The 20410-nt window shown below is 73.3% G+C and carries 20 protein-coding genes; 9 read left to right on the forward strand and 11 right to left on the reverse strand.

The genetic code is table 11. The annotated features are described in order from the left end of the window. Together ACIRFL_RS15975 and ACIRFL_RS15980 are read right to left on the reverse strand one after the other, a co-directional pair. A partial coding sequence (locus tag ACIRFL_RS15975; RefSeq protein ID WP_404028682.1) for a maltotransferase domain-containing protein occupies positions 1–579 on the reverse strand: 579 nt, incomplete at its 3' end. 70 nt (positions 580–649) lie between these two features. Then, the gene (locus ACIRFL_RS15980; protein ID WP_404028685.1) at positions 650–949 is read right to left on the reverse strand and encodes a DUF5133 domain-containing protein; all 300 of its coding nucleotides are present in this window, start codon (positions 947–949) and stop codon (positions 650–652) included. A 303-nt stretch (positions 950–1252) separates the two neighbouring features. Between ACIRFL_RS15980 and ACIRFL_RS15985 the strand changes: the two genes are divergently transcribed. Together ACIRFL_RS15985 and glgX are read left to right on the forward strand one after the other, a co-directional pair. Beyond that, entirely contained in the window at positions 1253–1768 is a 516-nt protein-coding gene (locus tag ACIRFL_RS15985) for a pep a2 (protein WP_404028688.1), read from the forward strand. Positions 1769–1791: 23 nt separating this feature from the next. Continuing rightward, the gene (gene glgX / locus ACIRFL_RS15990; RefSeq protein ID WP_404028973.1) at positions 1792–3903 is read left to right on the forward strand and encodes a glycogen debranching protein GlgX; all 2112 of its coding nucleotides are present in this window, start codon (positions 1792–1794) and stop codon (positions 3901–3903) included. 352 nt (positions 3904–4255) lie between these two features. Here the strand turns inward: glgX and ACIRFL_RS15995 are convergent, their stop codons facing one another. Next, positions 4256–5065, reverse strand: a complete 810-nt coding sequence (locus ACIRFL_RS15995) for a VOC family protein (protein WP_404028691.1) — start codon at positions 5063–5065, stop codon at positions 4256–4258. 127 nt (positions 5066–5192) lie between these two features. Here ACIRFL_RS15995 and ACIRFL_RS16000 point away from each other — a divergent pair, with 127 nt between their 5' ends. Beyond that, positions 5193–5507 (forward strand): ANTAR domain-containing protein, encoded by a 315-nt coding sequence (locus ACIRFL_RS16000; protein ID WP_404028693.1) that lies wholly within the window; start codon positions 5193–5195, stop codon positions 5505–5507. A 50-nt stretch (positions 5508–5557) separates the two neighbouring features. Here ACIRFL_RS16000 and ACIRFL_RS16005 read toward each other — a convergent pair whose 3' ends face one another. Then, a complete protein-coding gene (locus ACIRFL_RS16005) occupies positions 5558–6352 on the reverse strand; it encodes an RNA polymerase sigma factor SigF (RefSeq protein WP_404028696.1) in 795 nt (264 codons plus the stop codon). A 355-nt stretch (positions 6353–6707) separates the two neighbouring features. Here ACIRFL_RS16005 and ACIRFL_RS16010 point away from each other — a divergent pair, with 355 nt between their 5' ends. From ACIRFL_RS16010 to ACIRFL_RS16025, 4 genes are all read left to right on the forward strand, one after another. After that, complete coding sequence (locus ACIRFL_RS16010) at positions 6708–7136, forward strand: MarR family winged helix-turn-helix transcriptional regulator (protein WP_404028975.1); 429 nt, start codon at positions 6708–6710, stop codon at positions 7134–7136. After that, on the forward strand, positions 7133–7993 hold the full coding sequence (locus tag ACIRFL_RS16015; protein ID WP_404028699.1) for an ABC transporter ATP-binding protein: 861 nt from the start codon (positions 7133–7135) through the stop codon (positions 7991–7993). Before ACIRFL_RS16010 ends, ACIRFL_RS16015 begins: the two co-directional genes overlap by 4 nt. Then, the gene (locus ACIRFL_RS16020; RefSeq protein ID WP_404028701.1) at positions 7953–8810 is read left to right on the forward strand and encodes an ABC transporter permease; all 858 of its coding nucleotides are present in this window, start codon (positions 7953–7955) and stop codon (positions 8808–8810) included. The genes ACIRFL_RS16015 and ACIRFL_RS16020 overlap by 41 nt, the downstream gene beginning before the upstream one ends. 189 nt (positions 8811–8999) lie before the next feature. Further along, on the forward strand, positions 9000–9524 hold the full coding sequence (locus ACIRFL_RS16025) for a hypothetical protein (protein ID WP_404028703.1): 525 nt from the start codon (positions 9000–9002) through the stop codon (positions 9522–9524). Positions 9525–9537: 13 nt separating this feature from the next. Here ACIRFL_RS16025 and hemC read toward each other — a convergent pair whose 3' ends face one another. From hemC to ACIRFL_RS16050, 5 genes are all read right to left on the reverse strand, one after another. Next, positions 9538–10479, reverse strand: coding sequence for a hydroxymethylbilane synthase (hemC, locus tag ACIRFL_RS16030; protein ID WP_404028706.1), 942 nt, complete (start codon positions 10477–10479; stop codon positions 9538–9540). 166 nt (positions 10480–10645) lie between these two features. Further along, a complete protein-coding gene (locus ACIRFL_RS16035; RefSeq protein ID WP_404028708.1) occupies positions 10646–11422 on the reverse strand; it encodes an NPP1 family protein in 777 nt (258 codons plus the stop codon). A 124-nt stretch (positions 11423–11546) separates the two neighbouring features. Then, a complete protein-coding gene (locus ACIRFL_RS16040) occupies positions 11547–12500 on the reverse strand; it encodes an ATP-dependent DNA ligase (RefSeq protein ID WP_404028976.1) in 954 nt (317 codons plus the stop codon). Between the two features lie 975 nt (positions 12501–13475). Then, positions 13476–14273: a DUF2690 domain-containing protein gene (locus ACIRFL_RS16045; protein WP_404028711.1), complete on the reverse strand. Its 798-nt coding sequence runs from the start codon at positions 14271–14273 to the stop codon at positions 13476–13478. 192 nt (positions 14274–14465) lie between these two features. Next, positions 14466–15014, reverse strand: a complete 549-nt coding sequence (locus ACIRFL_RS16050; protein ID WP_404028713.1) for an SH3 domain-containing protein — start codon at positions 15012–15014, stop codon at positions 14466–14468. Positions 15015–15223: 209 nt separating this feature from the next. Between ACIRFL_RS16050 and ACIRFL_RS16055 the strand changes: the two genes are divergently transcribed. Both ACIRFL_RS16055 and ACIRFL_RS16060 read left to right on the forward strand, forming a co-directional pair. Further along, positions 15224–15739: a MarR family winged helix-turn-helix transcriptional regulator gene (locus ACIRFL_RS16055; RefSeq protein WP_404028716.1), complete on the forward strand. Its 516-nt coding sequence runs from the start codon at positions 15224–15226 to the stop codon at positions 15737–15739. A 458-nt stretch (positions 15740–16197) separates the two neighbouring features. Continuing rightward, positions 16198–18531 (forward strand): SpoIIE family protein phosphatase, encoded by a 2334-nt coding sequence (locus ACIRFL_RS16060; protein ID WP_404028718.1) that lies wholly within the window; start codon positions 16198–16200, stop codon positions 18529–18531. On the opposite strand, the gene ACIRFL_RS16065 is transcribed toward ACIRFL_RS16060, so the two are convergent. Both ACIRFL_RS16065 and ACIRFL_RS16070 read right to left on the reverse strand, forming a co-directional pair. Further along, the gene (locus tag ACIRFL_RS16065; protein WP_404028721.1) at positions 18532–19143 is read right to left on the reverse strand and encodes a DNA polymerase ligase N-terminal domain-containing protein; all 612 of its coding nucleotides are present in this window, start codon (positions 19141–19143) and stop codon (positions 18532–18534) included. Positions 19144–19565: 422 nt separating this feature from the next. Further along, positions 19566–20396 (reverse strand): aldo/keto reductase, encoded by an 831-nt coding sequence (locus ACIRFL_RS16070; protein ID WP_404028723.1) that lies wholly within the window; start codon positions 20394–20396, stop codon positions 19566–19568. Positions 20397–20410 lie beyond the last annotated feature (14 nt).

Genomic DNA, 20410 nt, shown 5'->3' on the forward strand with positions numbered 1-20410 from the left:
CACGAGCAGTACCAGCGGCGCCGAGGCGGTCACCAGGTCCCGCAGCGGATACCGGGCCAGCACCCCGGCCACCTCCGGCGCCAGCGCCACCGCCAGCCGCTCCCGCAGCGGGCGCCTGTCGTCACCGAGCGAGCGCGCCGCGGCCAGCACCAGATCGCGGCCGGGCCCCTGCGGCACCTGGGCGGCGGCCCGCGCGTACAACTCGGCGCCCTCCTCCAGGACGAGCCCGGTGTCGAGGCCCGCGGGGATCTTGACGGCCGCGGTGTGCCGCCAGGTGGTGACGGGGTCGCTCCATGCCTCCACGTGGTAGGTCCAGCGGCCCATCGCGTCCGGGGTGACGTCCGCGGCCCAGCGGTCGGTGCCGGGAGCCGTCTCGCGCATCGGGGTCCAGGGTCCTGGCCGGCCCTCGGGGTCGCACAGCACCACATTGGCGGCCACCGCGTCATGCCCCTCGCGGAACACGGTCGCGGACACCTCGAACGTCTCCCCGACGACCGCCTTCGCCGGGCGCCTGCCGTACTCCACGGCCGGCCGGACGTCCCGTACCGGGATACGGCCGATGGCCGGAGTCGAACTCATGGGTCTCACCTCCGCCGTGGGCGAAGCCGGGCCCGGGGCCCGGCCGTGGATCCGCTCTGCGCGGGAACCTTCAGTGCCTCGCCGCCGTCGAACGCGGCTTGACCGGGGGCGCCCGCCGGATCCCGCCGCGGCGCCGCGGCCCGCCGCCCCGCTTCGGAGGGCAGCCGTCCCGGCCGCCGCGCAGATAGCGCTCGGCGGCTTCCGCGGCCTCACGCGCGCAGCGCTTGCCCATGAGCACGCACAGGGTGTAGCCCGAGTCCTCGAAGGTGGCCCGCACCGCGTGGTCGGACGGCGCCGCGAGCATCGCGCGTTCCCACGCCCGGTACCGCAGCAACTGCCTGGCCACCTCGGCCTTCGCGGGTATCAGCATGGCCCTGTTCACCCTCCACGCACTCGACTGGGCGCGTCTCCCGACGGTCGGGTGGACTCCGGGCTCTCGGCGGCACGGGTCCGTTACGGCGATCGAGGCATTTCACCCATGGTGCACGGATGAGCACGCAGCGTCTTGTTGGTTCTTCAACCACCTCGGGTGTGCTCCTGTTGCACGAATGGCGTAGCGCCTCCACTGTGGATCTGACTCAGAAGCGACCAGCGCTCGACGCTCCGTGATCGGGGCCCATGCCCGTGGGGGGCGATGACGAGCGGGAGTTCCGCCGGTGAGGAGCAAGCGACGATGAAGACCGCAGTGCCCTGCTACTACCACCTCGACGTGGAAGTCAGCCCCGAGCGGGTGGGACAGGTCAGCCGCATCCTGGCCGCCCGCCTGCGCCACTGGAACCTGGAGAACCTGGTGGTCCCCGTCCGCAGCGGCGCGGAACTGCTGCTGCGGGCCATCGACGAACACGCCACGGACAAGCACGCGTCGATCGAGATGTGGTGGAACGGCCAGCACCTCATCACCGCCGTCGGCGACGACGACCGTGATCTGCGCCCCGACCAGGATCTGCGGGCCTGCCTGGCCCGTATCGCGGCGATCAGCGACGGCTGGGGGTGCTGTGCGTCGGAGACCGGCAGCAAGATCATCTGGTTCTCGCAGCGGGCCCGTGCGGGCGAACGCGTCCCCCTGGTCCCGACGGCCCCGGCGCCCAGCCTGCGCCACGTGCGCCAGGTGCCGCGCGACACTCCGGCCGCCGCACTCGCGGCCCGGGCGGCGGGCGTGCCCCGGGCCGTTCTGGAGGGCGCCCGGTGACGGCATCGACGTCCCGCACAGGGGTGCCCGTGTGGAGCGGGCACCCCTACCCGTTGGGCGCCGCCTTCGACGGGCAGGGCACCAACTTCGCGCTGTTCAGCGAGGTCGCCGAACGCGTCGACCTGGTCCTGGTCGACGACGCGGGCGCCGAGACACGTCTCCCGCTGACCGAGGTCGACGGGTTCGTGTGGCACGGCTATGTGCCCGGGGTCGGGCCTGGCCGGCGCTACGGCTACCGTGTGCACGGACCCTGGGACCCCGGCCTCGGCCACCGGTGCAACCCGGCGAAGCTGCTCCTCGACCCGTACGCGCGCGCCGTCGACGGGCAGATCGACAACCACGCCTCGCTCTACGAACGCGACCCCTTGGGCCCCGCCCCGGCCGACAGCGCCGGGCACTCCATGCTCGGCGTGGTGACCGACCCCTACTTCGACTGGGGCGACGACCGCCCGCCGCGGCGGCCGTACGCCGAGACCGTCATCTACGAGGCACATGTGCGCGGTCTGACGCGCACCCACCCGGACGTCCCGGAGCGGCTGCGCGGCACCTACGCCGCGCTCGCCCACCCGTCCGTCGTCGAGCACCTGACCTCGCTGGGCGTGACCGCGATCGAGCTGATGCCCGTGCACCAGTTCGTGCACGACGGTGTGCTCCAGGACCGCGGTCTGGCCAACTACTGGGGCTACAACACGATCGGCTTCTTCGCGCCGCACAACGCCTACGCCGCGTTCGGCACCCGCGGTCAGCAGGTCAACGAGTTCAAGGCGATGGTCAAGGCGCTGCACGCGGCCGGACTCGAAGTGATCCTCGACGTGGTCTACAACCACACCGCCGAGGGCAACGAGCACGGTCCCACGCTCTCCTTGCGCGGCATCGACAACGCCTCCTACTACCGCCTCGTGGACGGCGACTGGGCGCACTACTACGACACCACGGGCACCGGCAACAGCCTGCTGATGCGGCACCCCTACGTACTCCAGCTGATCATGGACTCGCTCAGGTACTGGGTCACCGAGATGCACGTGGACGGCTTCCGCTTCGACCTCGCGGCCACCCTGGCCCGGCAGTTCCACGAGGTGGACCGGCTGTCGGCGTTCTTCGACCTGATACAGCAGGACCCCGTCATCAGCCGGGTCAAGCTCATCGCCGAGCCCTGGGACGTGGGGGAGGGCGGCTACCAGGTCGGCAACTTCCCGCCGCTGTGGTCGGAGTGGAACGGCAAGTACCGGGACGCCGTACGGGACTTCTGGCGGGCGGAGCCGGGCTCGCTCGGCGAGTTCGCCTCCCGGCTCACCGGGTCCTCGGACCTCTACGCGCACAACAGGCGCCGCCCGAGGGCCAGCGTCAACTTCGTGACCGCGCACGACGGTTTCACGCTGCGCGACCTCGTCTCCTACAACGACAAGCACAACGAGGCCAACGGCGAGGGCAACCGGGACGGCGAGAGCGTCAACCGGTCCTGGAACTGCGGCGCCGAGGGGGACACCGACGATCCCGCGGTCCTCGAACTGCGGGCCCGCCAGCAGCGCAATTTCCTGGCGACGCTGCTGCTGTCGCAGGGCATTCCGATGCTGTGCCACGGCGACGAACTCGGCCGCACCCAGCGCGGCAACAACAACGCCTACTGCCAGGACAGCGAGATCTCCTGGATCGACTGGCGGCTGACCGACGAGCAGCGCGCGCTGATCCGCTTCACCCGGTACGTCATCGGACTGCGCGCCGCCCACCCCGTCCTGCGCCGGCGCCGCTTCTTCCGCGGCGAGACGGCCATCCACGCCGCACAGCCGCTGCCCGACCTGGTGTGGCTGCTGCCCGACGCGCGCGAGATGACCGACCGGGACTGGCAGCGCTCCGACGCGCACTCGGTCGGCGTGTTCCTGAACGGCGACGCCATCGCCGAACGCGACCCCTACGGGCGACGGGTGATCGACGACTCGTTCCTGCTGCTCCTCAACGGCCACTGGGAGCCCGTCGACTTCCGCCTGCCCGACGCCACGTACGGCGACCACTGGACCGCCCTGATCGACACCGCCACCCCCGACGGCCCCCCCGACGAACAAGAACACAAACCCGGCACCCGCCTACGCATCGCCCCCCGCAGCCTGACCCTCCTCACCCACCCACCCACCCCCTAGCCCTTGCCCGGGGACGAGGGGGTGGGCGTACTCGGCCGCGATGTTCCGGTGTTTGAGGGCGGGGCTGGTGCCCCCGGAGGGGGCGCGGGGAACGGCGCGATCAACCACGACGCTCCCGCACTCGAACGACTGCAGGCACCCCGTCAGGGGGCGCGGGGAACGGCGCGATCAACCACGACGCTCCCGCACTCGAACGACTGCGGGTGCCCCCGTCAGGGGCGCGGGGAACTGCGCGACCAGCCACAACGCTCCCGCACTCGAACGACGACGGAAACCACCCCGCCCCCCACATCCCCACCGCACCCAGACCGACAAGGCCCACCCAAGCCACCCCACCCGCCAAAAGCGAACGTCACCGCCCACGCCGCGAAGTAACCGTGAACTGCGCCCCGTCCGGATCACGCAGCACCGCCTCCGCGGCATCCTCCCGCAACACGCTCCCCCCATGCTTCTCCGCGGCCCGCCCGCACGTGGTCACGTCGGTCACGAAGAAGTGGACCTGCCAGTGCGGCCGGACCGCGGGATCCGGCGCCGCCTCCACCGCACCGGAGTCGATGCGCGCCACCACCGCACCCTCGCTGCGCAGCACGACCTCGCCGCCCTCGTACTCGACCTCGCAGCAGCCGGGCAGCCCCGAGGCCCAGTCGAGGATTTCGCCGTAGAAGAGGGCCGAGTCGAAGGCGTTGCGCGTGTGCAGGCGGATGAAGGTCGGGGACGCCCGCCGCCACGACTCCCAGTTGGAGATCAGCTGGCCCTCCCAGATGCCGAAGGTCGCCCCGTCCCGGTCGGCGAGCAGGGCCGCCCGGCCGGGCGGGAAGGACAGCGGTCCGACCGCGGCCGTGCCGCCGCGCTCGCGGGCCCGGCTCACGGCCACGTCCGCATCCCGCACCGCGAAGTACGGTGTCCATGCCACCGCCATCTGCCACATGGCGGCGACCGCGGCGATCCCGGCGACCGGCACCCCGTTCGCCAGCGCGATCCGGAAGTGGTCGCCGAGCCGGACGCTGCGCCAGCGCCAGCCGAGCACGGCCGAGTAGAAGTCCGCCGTGGCCCCGAGGTCACGGCTGGTCAGACTCACCCAGCACGGTGCGCCGAAAACGGAGTGCGTGGAGATGACGTCCTTCTTCTTCGGATCGCCGGCAAGGGGCGTGTCATGGTTCATCACAGTCGCGTCCTGATCTCATGGACCGGTGGCCCCCGGTCTGTCACCAGTGTCCAACCGGAACCCGTTCCCGTGCCTGTCGAGCGGTCCGGTGGCAGGCGGCCGGGCGAGTGACGACGATGGATCCATGGGCGACGGCGAGCCGGACCGGATCTTCGAGCTTCAGGAAGAGGTTCACCAGCTGAAGGAGGCGGTCACCTCCCATGCGGTCGTGGACCAGGCCATCGGCATGGTGGTGGCGCTCGGCCGGGTCACCCCGGACGAGGGGTGGGCCGTGCTGAAGGAGGTCTCGCAGCACACGAACATCAAACTGCGCAACGTCGCCGAATTCATCCTCATCTGGGGGCGTACGGGAGACATGCCCCCCGAGATCGGCGCCGCACTGGAGGACGCGCTCGACCGGTACGGCCCGACGCAGCTCCCGGGGACACCGACGGAGTGAACGCGCGGGCCCCGGCATCAGCCCGATCCCTCGGCCTCGGCCCGGGCCCCTCAGCCCGGATCGGCGAGCAGTTCCTCGCGCAGCCGGTCACAGCAGCCGCTGATCAGCCGGGAGACGTGCATCTGTGAGATGCCGAGCTGGCTGGCGATCCGGCTCTGTGTCATACCGCGGAAGAACCGCAGGTAGAGGATGGTGCGCTCGCGCTCGGGCAGCGCCTCAAGACAGGGTCGTACGGCCGCCCGGTCGACGACGAGGTCGAAACCGGGGTCCGGCGCGCCGAGGGTGTCGCCGAGGGAGCGGCCGTCGGCGCCGGGCGTCTCCGCGTCCAGGGACAGCGCGGCGAAGCACTCCAGTGCCTCAAGGCCGGTGCGCACCTCCGCCTCCGTCAGCCGTGTGTACTCGGCGATCTCGGCGACGGTGGGCACCCGGCCGGTGGTCGCCGACGCCAGTTCCTTGACGGCGCCGCGGACCCGGTTGCGCAGGTCCTGGACCCGGCGCGGCACGTGCAGGGTCCACATGTGGTCGCGGAAGTGGCGCTTGATCTCGCCGGTGACGGTCGGCACCGCGTACGCCTCGAAGGCCCGGCCGCGCGAGGGGTCGTAGTGGTCGACGGCCTTGACCAGGCCGAGCGCCGCCACTTGGTAGAGGTCTTCCAGCGCCTCTCCCCGGCCGCGGAAGCGGACGGCGATCCGTTCGGCCATGGGCAGCCAGGTCCCGACCAGTTCGTCGCGCAGTGCCCGGCGCTCCGGGCCCTCGGGCAGTGCCGCGAGCCGTTCGAACGCGGCGGCCGTGTCGGGGGCGTCGTCGTGTGGATGGGGCTTGGCCCTGGTGGTGGTACCCGTCATGGGTGCGCACCTCCCTCAGCGTGTGCCGGCTGGACGGACAGCGTGGGAGGCGCGCGCTCGGACCGGTGGGAGGGTCCGGGGCGGCCGCATCTGCGGGCCGAGCCCCCACGGACGTGCCTCCTGTCCGAAGCACTTTTCTGGAGATTCCCGTGACCTGTTATATCGAAACAGATCCGCCTAAAGCGTGATATCCAGCCTACGCTCCTTGACTTGTTCTTTGGTCTCCCTCGAACGGCAAATACCTCTGTAGGAGAGGTAATCTTCTCGTGTGGAAACGGACCGCCCGGAAACGGACCGCCCGGCAGCCGGTCGTGCGCGGGCCGGCCGTGCGGCGGCCGAGACCTTCTCGGAGGAACTGGCCGACACCCTGGTCGGGATCCAGCGGCTGATCCGCCGCCGGCTGCGCGGCACACTGACCGGCCCGAGGCTGCGCGGCGCCGAAGTGGAACTGCTCCGCCTGGTGCAGACCCGGCCCGGCATCGGCATCAAGGAGGCCGCCCGGGAGCTGCACCTGGCCGGCAACTCCGTGTCGACACTGGTCAACCGGCTCGCCATGGACGGTCATCTGGTCCGCGAGACCGACCCGGCCGACCGGCGTGCCGCGCGCCTGCACCTCACCGACGCGGCCCACAGGCGGCTGCACGACTGGCAGCGCCGCCGGGCCGCCCTGGTCGGCCTGCATGTGGCGCGGCTGACCGAGGCGGAACGCGACGCCCTGCGCGCGGCGCTCCCCGCGCTGCACCGGCTGGCCGTCACCCTGCACGAGGAGGCCGAACAACCATGACGTCCGACACCACCGCGGGCCCGGCACAGGCCGTCATCTGCACCGGCCTCGCCCACAGCTTCGGCGAGACGAGGGCGGTGGACGGGCTCGACCTCACCGTGCGCAGGGGCGAGGTCTTCGGACTGCTCGGCCCCAACGGCGCCGGCAAGACCACGGCGATCCGCTGCATCACCACGCTGCTGCCCGTCCCCGCCGGCATGGTCCGCGTCTTCGGCCACGACCCCGCCGCGGAACGCATGGCGGTGCGCCGGCTGCTCGGCTACGTCCCGCAGCAGCTGTCCGCCGACGCCGGCCTCACCGGCCGGGAGAACGTCGTCCTGTTCGCCCGTGTCTTCGACATCCCGCGCCGCGAACGCGCCGCCCGGGTCGGCCAGGCCCTGGCCGCCGTCGGCCTCACGGACGCCGCCGACCGGCTGGCGGGCACATACTCCGGGGGCATGGTCCGCCGCCTTGAGCTGGCCCAGGCCCTGGTCAGCGCGCCCCGGCTGCTGATCCTCGACGAGCCGACCATCGGCCTCGACCCGATCGCCCGCACCGGCGTATGGGACCACATCAACGCCGTCCGCGCGGTCACCGGCATGACCGTGCTGGTCACCACCCACTCCATGGACGAGGCGGACCAGTACTGCGACCGCGTCGCCCTCATGCACCGCGGCCGCATCCGCGCGCTCGGCACCCCGGCCGAACTGCGGCGGCGGCTCGCCGACCGCCGCCGGGCCGAGGGCGCGCCGGCCACGGATGCGCCGCCCACGCTGGAAGACGTCTTCCGGGACGTCGCGGGCAGCGGTCTCGACGACGAGTCAGGAGGTTTCCGCGATGTCCGAAGCACCCGCCGCACCGCCCGCCGCATCGGCTGACGGCGCCCCGAACGCGGGGGCCCTGCTGCTGCGCCCGCCCGAGCCCCGCGCCGGCTGGCGGCTGCTGCCCGCCCGGGTCGTCGCGATGTGCGCCGTCGAACTGCAGAAGCTGCGCCACGACCGCACCGAGCTGTACACGAGGGCGGTCCAGCCCGCGCTGTGGCTGCTGATCTTCGGCCAGACCTTCACCCGGATCCGGGCGATACCCACCGGCGGCATCCCCTACATCGACTACCTCGCGCCCGGCATCATCGCCCAGTCCGCGATGTTCATCGCCATCTTCTACGGCATCCAGATCATCTGGGAACGCGATGCCGGCATTCTGAACAAGCTCCTGGTCACCCCGACCCCGCGGTCGGCGCTCATCACCGGCAAGGCCTTCGCTGCCGGTGTGAAGGCGCTGATCCAGGCCGTCGTCGTCGTCGTCATCGCCGCGCTGCTCGGGGTCGCGCTCAGCTGGAACCCGCTGAAGCTGCTCGGCGTCGCGCTGGCCGTGGTCCTCGCCTCCGCCTTCTTCTCCTGCCTGTCGATGACCATCGCGGGCATCGTGCTCAGCCGCGACCGTCTGATGGGCTTCGGGCAGGCGATCACCATGCCGCTGTTCTTCGGCTCCAACGCCCTCTACCCGCTGTCCGTCATGCCCGGCTGGCTCCAGGCGGTCAGCAAGGTGAACCCGCTGAGCTACGAGGTGGACGCCCTGCGCGGGCTGCTCCTGGGCACTCCGGCGCACCCGGGACTCGACTTCGGCGTCCTCGCCGTGGCCGCCGCCCTCGGCATCGCCGCGGCCTCGTCCCTGCTCGGCCGGCTGGCTCGCTGATCTTGCCGCGGACGTGATGTGCGGCACGCGCCGCACACCGCCTTGACGCCCCCTGAACGGATTCCCGCTGCGCAACGCTTGATCAGCGATCAAAGGGGGCGAATCACCTGCCCATGGCGTATTCCGCTCATTTGACAGTGCGCTGAGCGCACAGATAGACAGCAGCTCTCCGAGGCCGAAAGGGGCGCTGTGTACGAGCCGAACGTGGTCGGTGACTGGCAGGAGTACGACGAGCATGCCGGTCTGCGGGTCCGCGTCCACCGTCTGGAGAGGTCGGAGCCGCCGCGCGGGCGCGACGACGCCGCCGACGGGCTGACGTACTTCAGCGTCCGGGTGACCGTCGAGAACCGGGGCGCGGGGCACTGCTCCGTGCAGCTGGAGGACGGCCAGATCGATGTCCGGGTCGGCCCCGACGGGGAGGGCGCGTTCATCGACTGGCGCAACTCCCAGTTCATCGAGGGCTTCGACGTCTACCCGCTGCGCCGGGTCACCGCCGTGCTGTACGCGGCGGGCGGCGAGGCGTCCCTGTCACAGGTGGACGTCCAGGTGCAGCTGCGTGTCGACGAGGAGTGGACCGACCGCCGGCTGTGGGCGGGCGGCATCGGGCTGGCCGAGGGCCCGGCCGCGGCGGCCCCGGCGGGCGCCTGCCAGGGCGGCCTTGCCCACCAGGTGAGCACGTTTCTGCGGGACCAGGCGGAGCCCGAGGGAGCCTGAGCGCCGCGGGTGTTCAGTGCGGGATGCCGTCGATGATCTCGCGGGCGCCCTGCCGCAGCAGGGACACCGCCACCGAGGTGCCCAGGGTGGCGGGGTCGAGCCGGCCCGCCCATTCGTGGGCGTTCAGCCGGGTCTTGCCGTCGGGGGTGAACACACACGCCCGCAGGGACAGCTCGCCGCCGCGGTCCACGCGGGCGTAACCGGCGATGGGGCTGTTGCAGTGCCCCTGCAGGACGTGCAGGAACATGCGTTCCGCCGTCGCCTCGCGATGGGTGTCCGGGTCGCCGAGACCGCTGACGGCGTCGATCAGTTCGGCGTCGTCCTCGCGGCACTGCAGGGCGAGGATGCCCGCGCCGATCGGCGGCATCATCGTCTCCGGGGACAGCACCTCGCTGATCATGTCGGGCCGCCCGATCCGCTCCAGCCCGGAGACCGCCAGCAGCAGCGCGTCCGCCTCGCCCGCGGCGAGCTTCGCCAGCCGCCGGTTGGCGTTGCCGCGCAGCGGCACGCACTGCAGGTGCGGATGGGTGGCGGCCAGTTGGGCGACGCGGCGCACCGCGGAGGTGCCGACGCGGCTGCCCGCCGGGAGTTCGTCCAGGGTGAGACCGCCCGGGTGGACGAGTGCGTCGCGGATGTCGTCGCGCTTCAGGAACGCGGCGAACACGGTGCCCGCGGGCAGCGGCCGGTCGGCCGGCACGTCCTTCACACAGTGCACCGCGAGATCCGCCCGGCCGGCCAGCAGCGCGGCGTCCACCTCCTTGGTGAACGCGCCCTTGCCCTCGACCAGGGAGAGGTCGCCCAGCCACTTGTCACCGGTCGTCTTCACCGGCACGACCTCGGTGCGCACATGCGGGTACAGCGCCGTCAGCTCGGTACGGACGCGCTCCACCTGGGCGAGGGCCATGGGCGAATCACGGGAGACGATACGGACGAGTTCCGGGACGGCCATGGACATACGATAGACCCTCACCCCGCTCCCGTCGGCCCACCGCCGGGCGGTTCCCGGCCACCGCGCGACCCGGTGCCGGGTGGTGCCTCCGCGTCCACCGTGCCTCGGCCGGGGGCACGCCCCGCCGCGGCGGGGCGTGGCCGTCGCGGCGGGGCGTGGCCGTCGCGGGCTCTCAGGCGTACGGGTCGAAGGCGATGCCGGACGGCTTGGCCGAGGCGAGGTGGGATGTGAAACTCGCGTCCTTCAGGCCGAAGTTGGCGCTGCCGAAGTCGTACGCGCTCAGCTTGTCACGCAGCCCCGCCGGGTAGCCGTTCCACCCGACCAGCGGCGGGTACTGCCAGGTGCCCTTGTGGTTCTCCGGCGGCTCGTCGCCCGAGTCGGCCAGCCGGAAGCAGTGCGTGCTGGCGCCGTCCTTGTGGTAGACGATCTTGGCATGGGTGCCCTCGAAGCGTACCGAGGAGGCCGCGTGCACGGTGAACGAGCCGTGGTTGGACGTCGACACGTACTGCACCTGGCCGTTTTGCACCCACACCGCGACGTGCTCCCAGTCGTGCCGGTGGCCGCCGAGGCTGATGCCGGGTATCGCCTGGTCCTTCTCGAAGTACAGGCCGTACAGATAGGCGCACCAGCCGTTGTTGCACTTGTAGCGCGAGTAGGCGTTGGTGTCGTCCAGATCGGAGGCGTCGCGGCAGTTGCCGTTGAGGGCACCGGTCGGGTTCAGACCGGGGTTGACGGTGCCGTCCGGCCCGATGGCGGCCGTCGAGTAGCAGCCGTCGGTGTCGTAGTCGAAGGCGGGCTGGTACGTCAGCTCCGCCGCCTCGGCGTTGACGGGCAGCGCCGGCGGCGGGGCGGCGAAGGCGACGGCGGGGAAGGCGATGACGAGGGCGGCGGCACCGGCCAGCCCGGCCAGCCAGCGCCCGGACCGGATACGGAACGTCCGTGACGACACTGCGTCCTCCAACGGCGGTGGGGGGTGGGGGAGTTCAGGATCGCGGGCGATCAGTGCGTTGCCAAGACGGCCCGGGCGTCACATCGGTGAAGCCCCGCCCAACACTTGGCTCCCGGCCCTCGTGTCACACGGCGTCGTCGGGCAGGTCGGCGGCCGACTCCTCGGGCGTGAGGTCCGGCCGCAGCCGGTACCAGGACGGCTGACGCAGCAGACCCGCCCGGGTACGGGTGCTGTAGCCGACCTCGCCGACCAGCCGGGGCAGCACCCAGCGGGCCCCGGCGATCCGCGGCATGGGGTCGAAGGGGCACACGCCGGTCTCGGCGGCCCGCAGCAGCGCCGCCAGCTCCGCCCGCTCGGACTCGCTCCAGCCGGTGCCCACCCCGCCGACGTACCGCAGCCGGCCGGCGGCGCGCTGGCCGACCAGCACCGCGCCGGGCAGCCCGGCGAGCCGCCCCTTGCCCGGCAGCCAGCCGCCGACGACGACGTCCGCGGTGCGCATGTTGCGGATCTTGATCCAGGCGCGGGAGCGCACACCCGGTTCGTACACCGAGTCCAGCCGCTTGCACACCAGACCTTCCAGGCCGTGCTCCCTGGTCGCCCGCAGTGCCTCGGCGCCGTGCCCGACCACGGCGGCCGGGGTGGACCAGTAGGGGCCGTGGAGCCCCAGGTCCACCAGTTGGGTCCGGCGCCGTGCGTACGGCAGCCCGAGCAGCGGGCGGCCGAGGTGCGGCACGTCGAACAGCACGAGGTGGACGGGGAGCTGGGCCGCCCGGCGCGCCGCCCGTTCGGGGGCGTGCGCCAGGCCCATGCGGCTCTGCAGCAACTGGAAGTCGGCGCGTCCGCGCTCGTCCAGGGCCAGCACCTCACCGTCCAGGATCGCGGGCGTACTGCCCAGGGCGCCGCCCAGCGCGCGCAGTTCGGGGTAGGCGCCGGTGATGTCCTCGCCCGAGCGGGCGCGCAGCAGCAGGCTGCCGTCGGCGGGCAGATAGGCCATGACGCGCTGGCCGTCCTGTTTCGTCTCGTAGGCCCACCGGGCGTCCTGGGCGGCGGGCGGCAGCGAGCCGGGGGTGGCGAGCATCGGCGGGATCGTCGCAAGGGTCGCGGTCACGGCAGAAGGTGTCGACCGCCTCCGGCGCGCTCACGCGCCTTTCCCCGCCGGTTCCCCTGAACGGGCCCGTCCCGGCGGCCCGCGCACGGCGACACCCCGTCGCCCCCCGACTGGCGGGCCCGTGGGCCGAGTTGGACTCGCGGGAGGCCGGCCGCGCCTCGCGCCGTCCCGCCCGGCCGGCCGGGCCGGAAGGACCGGCACACGGCGGCCGGCGGACCATGCGAACTCCTCGCGGCGCGCGAGGAGTTCCGCTGCGCCGAAGCGATGGCTGCGCGGAAGCGGTGGCGCGGTCGTGGGCGGGTACGCCGTCGGGCGCGGGGCCGTGCGCGCCCAGCGGCTCGGGCAGCCAGGGGCCGGCATACGCCGCCGGGGCGGCCCCCGGGCCGGTGCCGGGCGGCGCACCGCTCCGGCGTCCGGGCCCGAGGGCGGCGCCGGTCCCCGTCCCCACGGGTCCGGCGCGCGGGGCCGCCTCCGCTCAAGGGCGGCCCCGGCTTGAAACGCCCCTCCACACCGGAGAGGCGCCATACTTGAGTTAGGCAACCATATGCGCCTTACTTGACTTACGCAAGCGAATCCCCGCCCCCCGGCGCGGGCCGGCGTGTCCTCGTCCCGGCGGACGAACCGGACACCAGCGAACGGCCCGCCATCACAATGGAGTTGGCGGGCTACCGGGCGGGGGCCGAGGCCACCGGGGCGGAGATGGTGCGGCAGCCGGCCGAGCATCGGATCCCGGGCGCTCGCCGTCGGCATGCAGGCCACGGCGCCCGGCCCATGGGGGCGCGGGTCGTCGCGACCGGGACCCCCTGGGCATTCGCCGTCTACGGGCCCGGGGCGGGCGGCCGGTCGCGTCGAGGGCGGGTGCGGGGCCTTGAGGTCATCGTGTCCTACCTTTCAGCTGTGGGTCCGGTCCGGCGGGGGCGGGACCGTCGACGGGCGGCGCGGTGGTCACCGCCCCGCCCCGGCCCCCGCGGCCTCGTCGGAGGCGTCGATGTACAGGCCCGTGCAGGCCAGCCTGCCCTCCACCGCCGCGCACGCCTCCACACCCCGGGACGAGGGCACCGCGAGCATCGGGCTGGTGTACCCGGTGGGGTCCGCCGCGGAATAGGTCGCCGACAGCACGTCCTGGCCGGCCCGCACGGACACCTCACGGGCGCGCGGCGAGCGCACCCGCACCTCCGACCAGACGGTTCCGCAGGCGGGCGAGTAACGCAGCCTGACGTCGTACCCGGTGTCCGAAACGGCGCTCTCGGTCCGCGCGTCCCGCGCGCAGGCCGACGCGTCCGGCAGGGCGCCCCGGCACGACGCGGCGTGACAGCGGGGTGCCGCCACGACGTTCTGCGCCCCCTGCCGCCCGTGCCGGTCGAAGACCGCGAAGGCGGCGGCCGTCGCGACGGCCACGGCCAGCAGCGCGAGCGCCGACAGCGGCAGCCGCGGCAGCCGGGGCCGTGGCGGGCGGAGCCGGCCGGCCGCCACGGGCACCCCCGGGCACGGCGGGCCGTCGGCGGCATCCCACAGCGCCACGACCGGGCCGGGATCGACGTCGGCGAGCCGGGCGAGCGCCTCGACGGCCGAGCGGGGCGGGCGCTGGAGGCCGGTCAGATACCGGTGCCAGGCGGACTTGCTGTACGGGGTGCGGGCGGCCAGTGCCGCCAGACTCAGTCCCGTACGGTCCTTGAGTGCGCGCAGCCGCACCGCCAGCGGCTCGTCGGCAGAGGTGGGTCCGGGGGGTGGCGGCTGCCGCATGGTGCGTCCCTCGACTCCTTTTCCGCTATGGGCACTTCGCCCCTGATGTCGCCATGGCTTCCCGGCCGCACGGCGGCCCAACCGGTCTGTGGCAGAAGAGGGGTGAGGTGGCGACAGACCGAAGGCCCGTTCGGGAACGCGGGGTTCCCGAACGGGCCTTCGGTGGTCAGGGCGTGCGGCGGGCCGGAGCCGTCAGCACCACGGCACGGCGGTGCCGACCCGCACGTAGCGCGCGGAGACGTAGCCCTTGTGGTGCGCCAGCCGGTACCAGGTCCGGTTGCCCGAGACCCATGAACCATGCGTCTTGCAGGTGATCGTCACGAGCCGGTTGACGTGCCGGTGACCGACCACGCGGTACCCGGTGCCCGGTCCGGAGCGGACGTTCAGCCGGACGTGGTGGGTGGCCACGCGTCCGTGGTGGGTGGCCACCCGTCCCGTGGCGGACGGTCCCTGCCGGTACGCGGTTCGCAGGGCGATGCCGTGCACCCGGTGCGTGGCGTGGTGCCGGTGGTGTCCCTGGTGCGAGTGGTGCCAGTGGTGCCGCCGGTGCTCGGCGCCGTGCCGCGCCGGGTTGTGCCGGGCGGGGGCGGGCAGCACTGACGAGAGGGCGGACTGGGCCGCGGCGGCCGGTGCGGGCAGCGGTGCCGTCCGGCCCGCGTCGGCGGCCGACGCCGCCGTGGGCAGGAGGGCGAACACCGCGACGGTGGCCAGCAGGCCGCTCTTCACGGTCCGTCGGATCATGGAAACCTCCGGGCTGTCGTTCTCGTGACCACGAGCCGTGATCACGACAGCCAGCGTTTCCGTGACGACCAGTCAGGATGCCGTTCCCGCGTCCCGCGGGACGCCCGGGACGTGCCCGGGACGCAGCGCCCGCCCCCGCCGCGGTCGCGGACGCCGTGCGGGCCCTCCGAATTACTTGAGTTACGCAACGACATGGTAAAGTGGCGAGCATGTCCACGAAACCGCCGCCCGGCGCTCCCGCCGCCTCCGCCGAGGTCGTCGAGATCGAGCGCGCGCTCTCGCGCATCACGTATCTGAGCACCCGGGCCCGGCAGCACGACCGGCTGATGGCGCTGGCCGGGGTGCCGCTGGACCGCGCCGCGGTGGCGCTGCTGCGGCAGATCGTGGACGCCGAGCCGCTGCGGCCCGGCGAACTGGCCCAGCGGCTCGGCGTCGAGGCGTCCCATGTGACGCGCACGGTGCAGCAACTCCAGAGGGCCGGCTATGTCAGCCGCGTCCCCGACCCGGACGACCGCCGCGCCCAGCGGATCGAGCTGACCGACGCCGGCCGGGACGCCATCGGCCGGGTCCGGGACGCCGGGGCGCGGGGCATGCAGGTCGCGCTGGCCGACTGGACGCCCGAGGAACTGCGGCAGCTCGCCACCCTCTTCCACCGCATGGTCGACGACTTCCTCACCCACTCCGCCGAGGACGACCCCACCGAGCCGGGCAACACCCCACCCTGACGCAAAGGAGACGCGGGGAACTGCGCGACCGACCACGGCCCCGCGGCAGCCGAAGGGTGTCCCTGTCCGGTTGTCCGCTTGGCGGCGCTACCGCAACGAGGATCGTGCCCCAAAGGGGCGCGGGGAACTGCGCGACTGGCCACGACGGCGCGGCAGGCGAAGGGTGTGCCTGTCCGGTTGTCCGTTTGGCGCGCTTCTGCGAGGGGGGTCGTGCCCGGAAGGGGCGCGGGGAACTGCGCGAGCGGCCACGACGGCGCGGCAGACGAAGGGTGTGCCTGTCCGGTTGTCCGCTTGGCGGCGCTACCGCGACGAGGATCGTGCCCCGAAGGGGGCGCGGGGAACTGCGCGAGCGACCACGACGGCGCGGCAGACGAAGGGCGTGCCCAGCCCGCTGTCGCCCACGCCCAGCGCGAGCACCCCGCTTGATGCGCGGCGCCGATGGGATCATCCTGGGGCATATGGAGCATCTCGTGGCCACGGCGGTGATCGATGCCCTCGGGATCGTCACCGCGTGGAGCGAGGGCGCGCAGAAGCTGACCGGCCACCGGGCCGAGGAGATCGTGGGCAGGCCGGCGGCCCGACTGCTCGCCGAGCGGATGCCACCGGGGACCTTCGAGGCGCAGACCGGGGTCGTCGCCCTGCGGCACCGCGACGGCCACCGTATGGAGCTGGCGCTGACGGCCCGCCCCGTGCTCGGCCCGGCCGGGCGGCCCGGCGGGCACGTGGTCACCGCGGCCCGGCCCGGACCCGGTCTGGCCGAGCACGCCTTCGAGCAGGCGTCCATGTCCATGTCGGTCTTCGACACCCGCCAGCGCTACCTCCGCCTCAACGAGAAGGCCTGCCAGGTGCTCGGCATCCCCGAGGAGGCGCTGCTCGGCCGGTACTACCCGGACACCCTGGAGGACAACGAGCACACCCGCGGCTTCCTCAGCCATCTGCGCCGGGTCACCGAGACCGGCGCGCCGGTCCGCTACGAGACCTTCACGGGCGCGCCCGCCCTGGACCGGGAGCAGGCCTGGGACATCGAGATGTGGCCGCTCAGGGACGCGTCGGGCGAGCTGACCGGCGTCGCCCTGGCCGCGTGCGACAGCAGCGAGCAGTACTGGGCCCGGCGGCGGCTGGCCCTGCTGAACGAGGCGGCGACCGGCATCGGCACCACCCTGGACGTCGTACGCACCGCCCAGGAACTCATCGCCGTCCTGGTCCCGCGGTTCGCCGACTTCGCCAGCGTGGACCTGCTGGACTGGGTGCTCGGCACCGACGAGCAGCCCCCGCGGGTGCCGCACACGGACCTGGTGCTGCGCCGCGTCGCACACGGCTCCGCCACGCCGGGCACCCCGGAGGCCGCCGTGCGCGTCGGGGACCAGGACCCCTGCCCGCCGTTCTCCCCGCCGGCCAGGGCCCTGCGCGAGGGCCGGGTGGTGTTCGGCCAGGGCGGCGACCCGGAGTTCGGCCGGTGGGTCGACGATCGCAACGCGCGCTCCCCCGAGGGCAGGCCGCACCGCAAGGGCGTCCACTCGATGCTGGCGGTGCCGCTGCGGGCCCGCGGCACCACACTCGGCGTGGCGGTGGCCGTGCGCATGGGCCACCCGGAGGACTACGGCGGCGACGACGCCGCGTTCGCCGAGGAACTGGCCAGCCGCGCCGCGGTCTGCATCGACAACGCCCGCCGCTTCGCCCGCGAACGCCACACCGCGCTCGCCCTCCAGCACAGCCTGCTGCCCAGCGGACTGCCCCCACAGGCCGCGGTCGACGTGGCCCACCGCTATCTGCCCTGCGGGTCGCTGGCGGGCATCGGCGGTGACTGGTTCGATGTGATACCCCTGTCGGGCAGCCGGGTCGCGCTGGTCGTCGGCGACGTCGTGGGGCACGGCATCCAGTCCTCGGCGACCATGGGACGGCTGCGCACGGCCGTACGGACCCTGGCCGACGTGGACCTCGCCCCCGACGAACTGCTGACCCACCTGGACGACCTGGTCACCCACCTCGCCGCGGACGGCGACGGCAAAGAGGTCGCCGAGCTGGGCGCCACCTGCCTGTACGCCGTCTACGACCCGGTCTCGCGCCGGCTGTCGCTGGCCGCCGCCGGCCACCCGGCGCCGGCCGTCGTACTGCCCGGCGCCGCGGCGGAACTCGTACCGATGCGGGCGGGGCCGCCGCTGGGCGTCGGCGGTCTGCCGTTCGAGGCGACGGAGCTGGAACTGCCGGAGGGCTCGCTCGTCGCCCTGTACACCGACGGCCTCGTCGAGGGCCGCGACCTCGATGTGGACCGGGCGACCGGAAGGCTGCTGCGGGCCCTGACCACGCCCGCGGACACGACCGACGCTCTGTGCGACCGGCTGCTGAAGGCGGTCCTCGACGAGCAGCCCGGCGACGACGTGGCCCTGCTGCTGGCCCGTACCCGGGCGCTCGGCGCCGACCGCGTGGCCACCTGGGACGTGCCGGCCGACCCCGCGCACGTGGGCACCGCCCGGGAGGCGGTGATCGACCGGCTGACCGCCTGGGGCCTTCAGGAGACCGCCTTCGTCACCGAACTCGTCGTCAGCGAACTGGTCACCAACGCGATCCGCTACGGCGCGTCCCCCATCCAGCTGCGGCTGATCCGCGACCGCGCGCTCATCTGCGAGGTCTCCGACGGCAGCTCCACCTCCCCGCATCTGCGCCGTGCGCACGCCTTCGACGAGGGCGGCCGGGGACTGCTGCTGGTCGCCCAGCTCACCCAGCGCTGGGGCAGCCGGCAGACGGGCGGCGGCAAGACGATCTGGGCGGAGCAGCCGCTGCCCGAGCAGTGATCACCGGGCCGGGGAGCCGTCGTCAGCGGCCACCTGGGCGAGGGTCCGGCCGGTGCGGACCGAGCGGGCCCGGCGCGGGTCGGGCGTGCCGTGCCCCGAGGACGTGCCCGGGCCCTTGCGGACCAGCAGCCAGGCGTCCTCCCCGTCGCGCCCGCGGAACCGGGTCAGCGCGTACTCGCCGCGCAGCTTGGTGCCGTGCAGCCGGAACGTGGCGTGCCCGTCCGCCAGCGAGCGGGCGAAGTCGACGGGCCGCCCGGCACGGTCGTGGCTGAGCGGTTCGTACGTCCCGCGGTCCCAGACGATCACCGTCCCGCCCCCGTACTCGCCCCGCGGGATGACGCCCTCGAAGTCCTCGTACTCCAGCGGATGGTCCTCGGTCGGCACGGCGAGCCGCTTGTCCCGCGGATCGCCGGACGGGCCCTTCGGCACCGACCAGGACTTCAGCACGTCGTCGACCTGCAACCGGAAGTCGAAGTGCATCCGGCGCGCGTCGTGGATCTGGACCACGAACCGGGGCTGTTCGCCGCCGCGGGCCGCCGCGCCCCGCGGCTCACGGGTCCGCCCGAAGTCCCGCTTGCCGCGGTACGTCCGCAGCCGGTCGTCGCTGCCCACGCGCGGCTCCCTTCCGTGCGACTGGCTCCCGCCGGGTACCCGTCACTGCCCGACTGACGCCAACCTGATCCGGACCGTCTTTCGCCATCGCCCGGGGGCGCCATCGCCGTTTGCGGCTGCGGGTGGGTCGTGGCTGGTCGCGCAGTTCCCCGCGCCCCTGAGGGGGCGTGCCGGGCTCGGCGTTCGTCGCCGCGTGGGGGGGCCTGTGCTGTTCGTGGCTGCGGGTGGGTCGTGGCTGGTCGCGCAGTTCCCCGCGCCCCTGAGGGGGCGTGCCGGGCTCGGCGTTCGTCGCCGCGTGGGGGGGGGGCCTGTGCTGTTCGTGGCTGCGGGTGGGTCGTGGCTGGTCGCGCAGTTCCCCGCGCCCCTGAGGGGGCGTGCCGGGGTCGATGTCGGGCCCTCGCGCCCCTGACGGGGCGGGGCGTTCAGAACTCCTCGTGGGTTTCGGGGTTGCCGCCCAGGCGTCGGTGCGCGCGGTCAGCGATCGCGGACATCTGGGCGTCGCTCAGCTCGAAGCCGAACACATCCAGGTTCGCGCGCTGCCGGGCCGGGTCGGCCGACTTCGGAATGGGTACGGCGCTCAGCTGGACGTGCCAGCGCAGCACCGCCTGGGCGGGCGTCACCCCGAGCGCGTCGGCTACCGCCACGACGGCCGGGTCGGTGAGCAGCCGCACGTCCCGGCCGAGCGGGCTCCAGCTCTCAGTGACGATGCCCTTGCCCGCGTGGAAGGCGCGCAGGGCGTCCTGCGGGAAGAGGGGATGCAGCTCGATCTGGTTGACGGACGGCAGCACCCCCGTCTTCTCCTCCAGCTGCCCGATGTGCTCGGCGGTGAAGTTGGAGACGCCGATGGAACGGACGAGTCCGTCCTCGCGCAGCTTGATCATGGCCCGCCAGGCGTCGACGTACTTGCCGACCCGGGGCAGCGGCCAGTGGATCAGATACAGGTCGACGTACTCCACACCGAGCCGGCGCCGGGACTCCTCGAAGGAGGCCAGGGTCTCCTCGTACCCGTGGTGGCGCCCCGGCAGCTTCGTCGTCACCACGACCTCCTCACGGGGCACGCCGCTGCTCGCGATGCCCCGGCCGACCCCCGATTCGTTGCGGTAGTTCGTCGCGGTGTCCACGAGGCGGTAGCCGGCCGCCAGCGCGCCGCGCACCGCCTCCTCGGCCTCGGCGTCGCTCATCGGCCAGGTGCCGAGCCCGAGGGCCGGGAGCGCCGTACCGTCGTTGAGCGGTTGCGTCGGAATGCTGATCACGGTGGGACCTTCCG

Source organism: Streptomyces sp. NPDC102462 (assembly GCF_044765425.1).
Taxonomy (GTDB): domain Bacteria; phylum Actinomycetota; class Actinomycetes; order Streptomycetales; family Streptomycetaceae; genus Streptomyces.

Coding starts and splice junctions, on each gene's coding strand:
- ACIRFL_RS16040 (WP_404028976.1), bottom strand. CDS start 12,500: ATGCTCGCCACCCCCGGCTCGCTGCCGCCCGCCGCCCAGGACGCCCGG.
- ACIRFL_RS15980 (WP_404028685.1), bottom strand. CDS start 949: ATGCTGATACCCGCGAAGGCCGAGGTGGCCAGGCAGTTGCTGCGGTAC.
- ACIRFL_RS15985 (WP_404028688.1), top strand. CDS start 1,253: ATGAAGACCGCAGTGCCCTGCTACTACCACCTCGACGTGGAAGTCAGC.
- ACIRFL_RS16055 (WP_404028716.1), top strand. CDS start 15,224: ATGTCCACGAAACCGCCGCCCGGCGCTCCCGCCGCCTCCGCCGAGGTC.
- ACIRFL_RS16005 (WP_404028696.1), bottom strand. CDS start 6,352: ATGACGGGTACCACCACCAGGGCCAAGCCCCATCCACACGACGACGCC.
- hemC (WP_404028706.1), bottom strand. CDS start 10,479: ATGTCCATGGCCGTCCCGGAACTCGTCCGTATCGTCTCCCGTGATTCG.
- ACIRFL_RS16020 (WP_404028701.1), top strand. CDS start 7,953: ATGTCCGAAGCACCCGCCGCACCGCCCGCCGCATCGGCTGACGGCGCC.
- ACIRFL_RS16050 (WP_404028713.1), bottom strand. CDS start 15,014: ATGATCCGACGGACCGTGAAGAGCGGCCTGCTGGCCACCGTCGCGGTG.
- ACIRFL_RS16015 (WP_404028699.1), top strand. CDS start 7,133: ATGACGTCCGACACCACCGCGGGCCCGGCACAGGCCGTCATCTGCACC.
- ACIRFL_RS15995 (WP_404028691.1), bottom strand. CDS start 5,065: ATGAACCATGACACGCCCCTTGCCGGCGATCCGAAGAAGAAGGACGTC.
- ACIRFL_RS16060 (WP_404028718.1), top strand. CDS start 16,198: ATGGAGCATCTCGTGGCCACGGCGGTGATCGATGCCCTCGGGATCGTC.
- ACIRFL_RS16045 (WP_404028711.1), bottom strand. CDS start 14,273: ATGCGGCAGCCGCCACCCCCCGGACCCACCTCTGCCGACGAGCCGCTG.
- ACIRFL_RS16000 (WP_404028693.1), top strand. CDS start 5,193: ATGGGCGACGGCGAGCCGGACCGGATCTTCGAGCTTCAGGAAGAGGTT.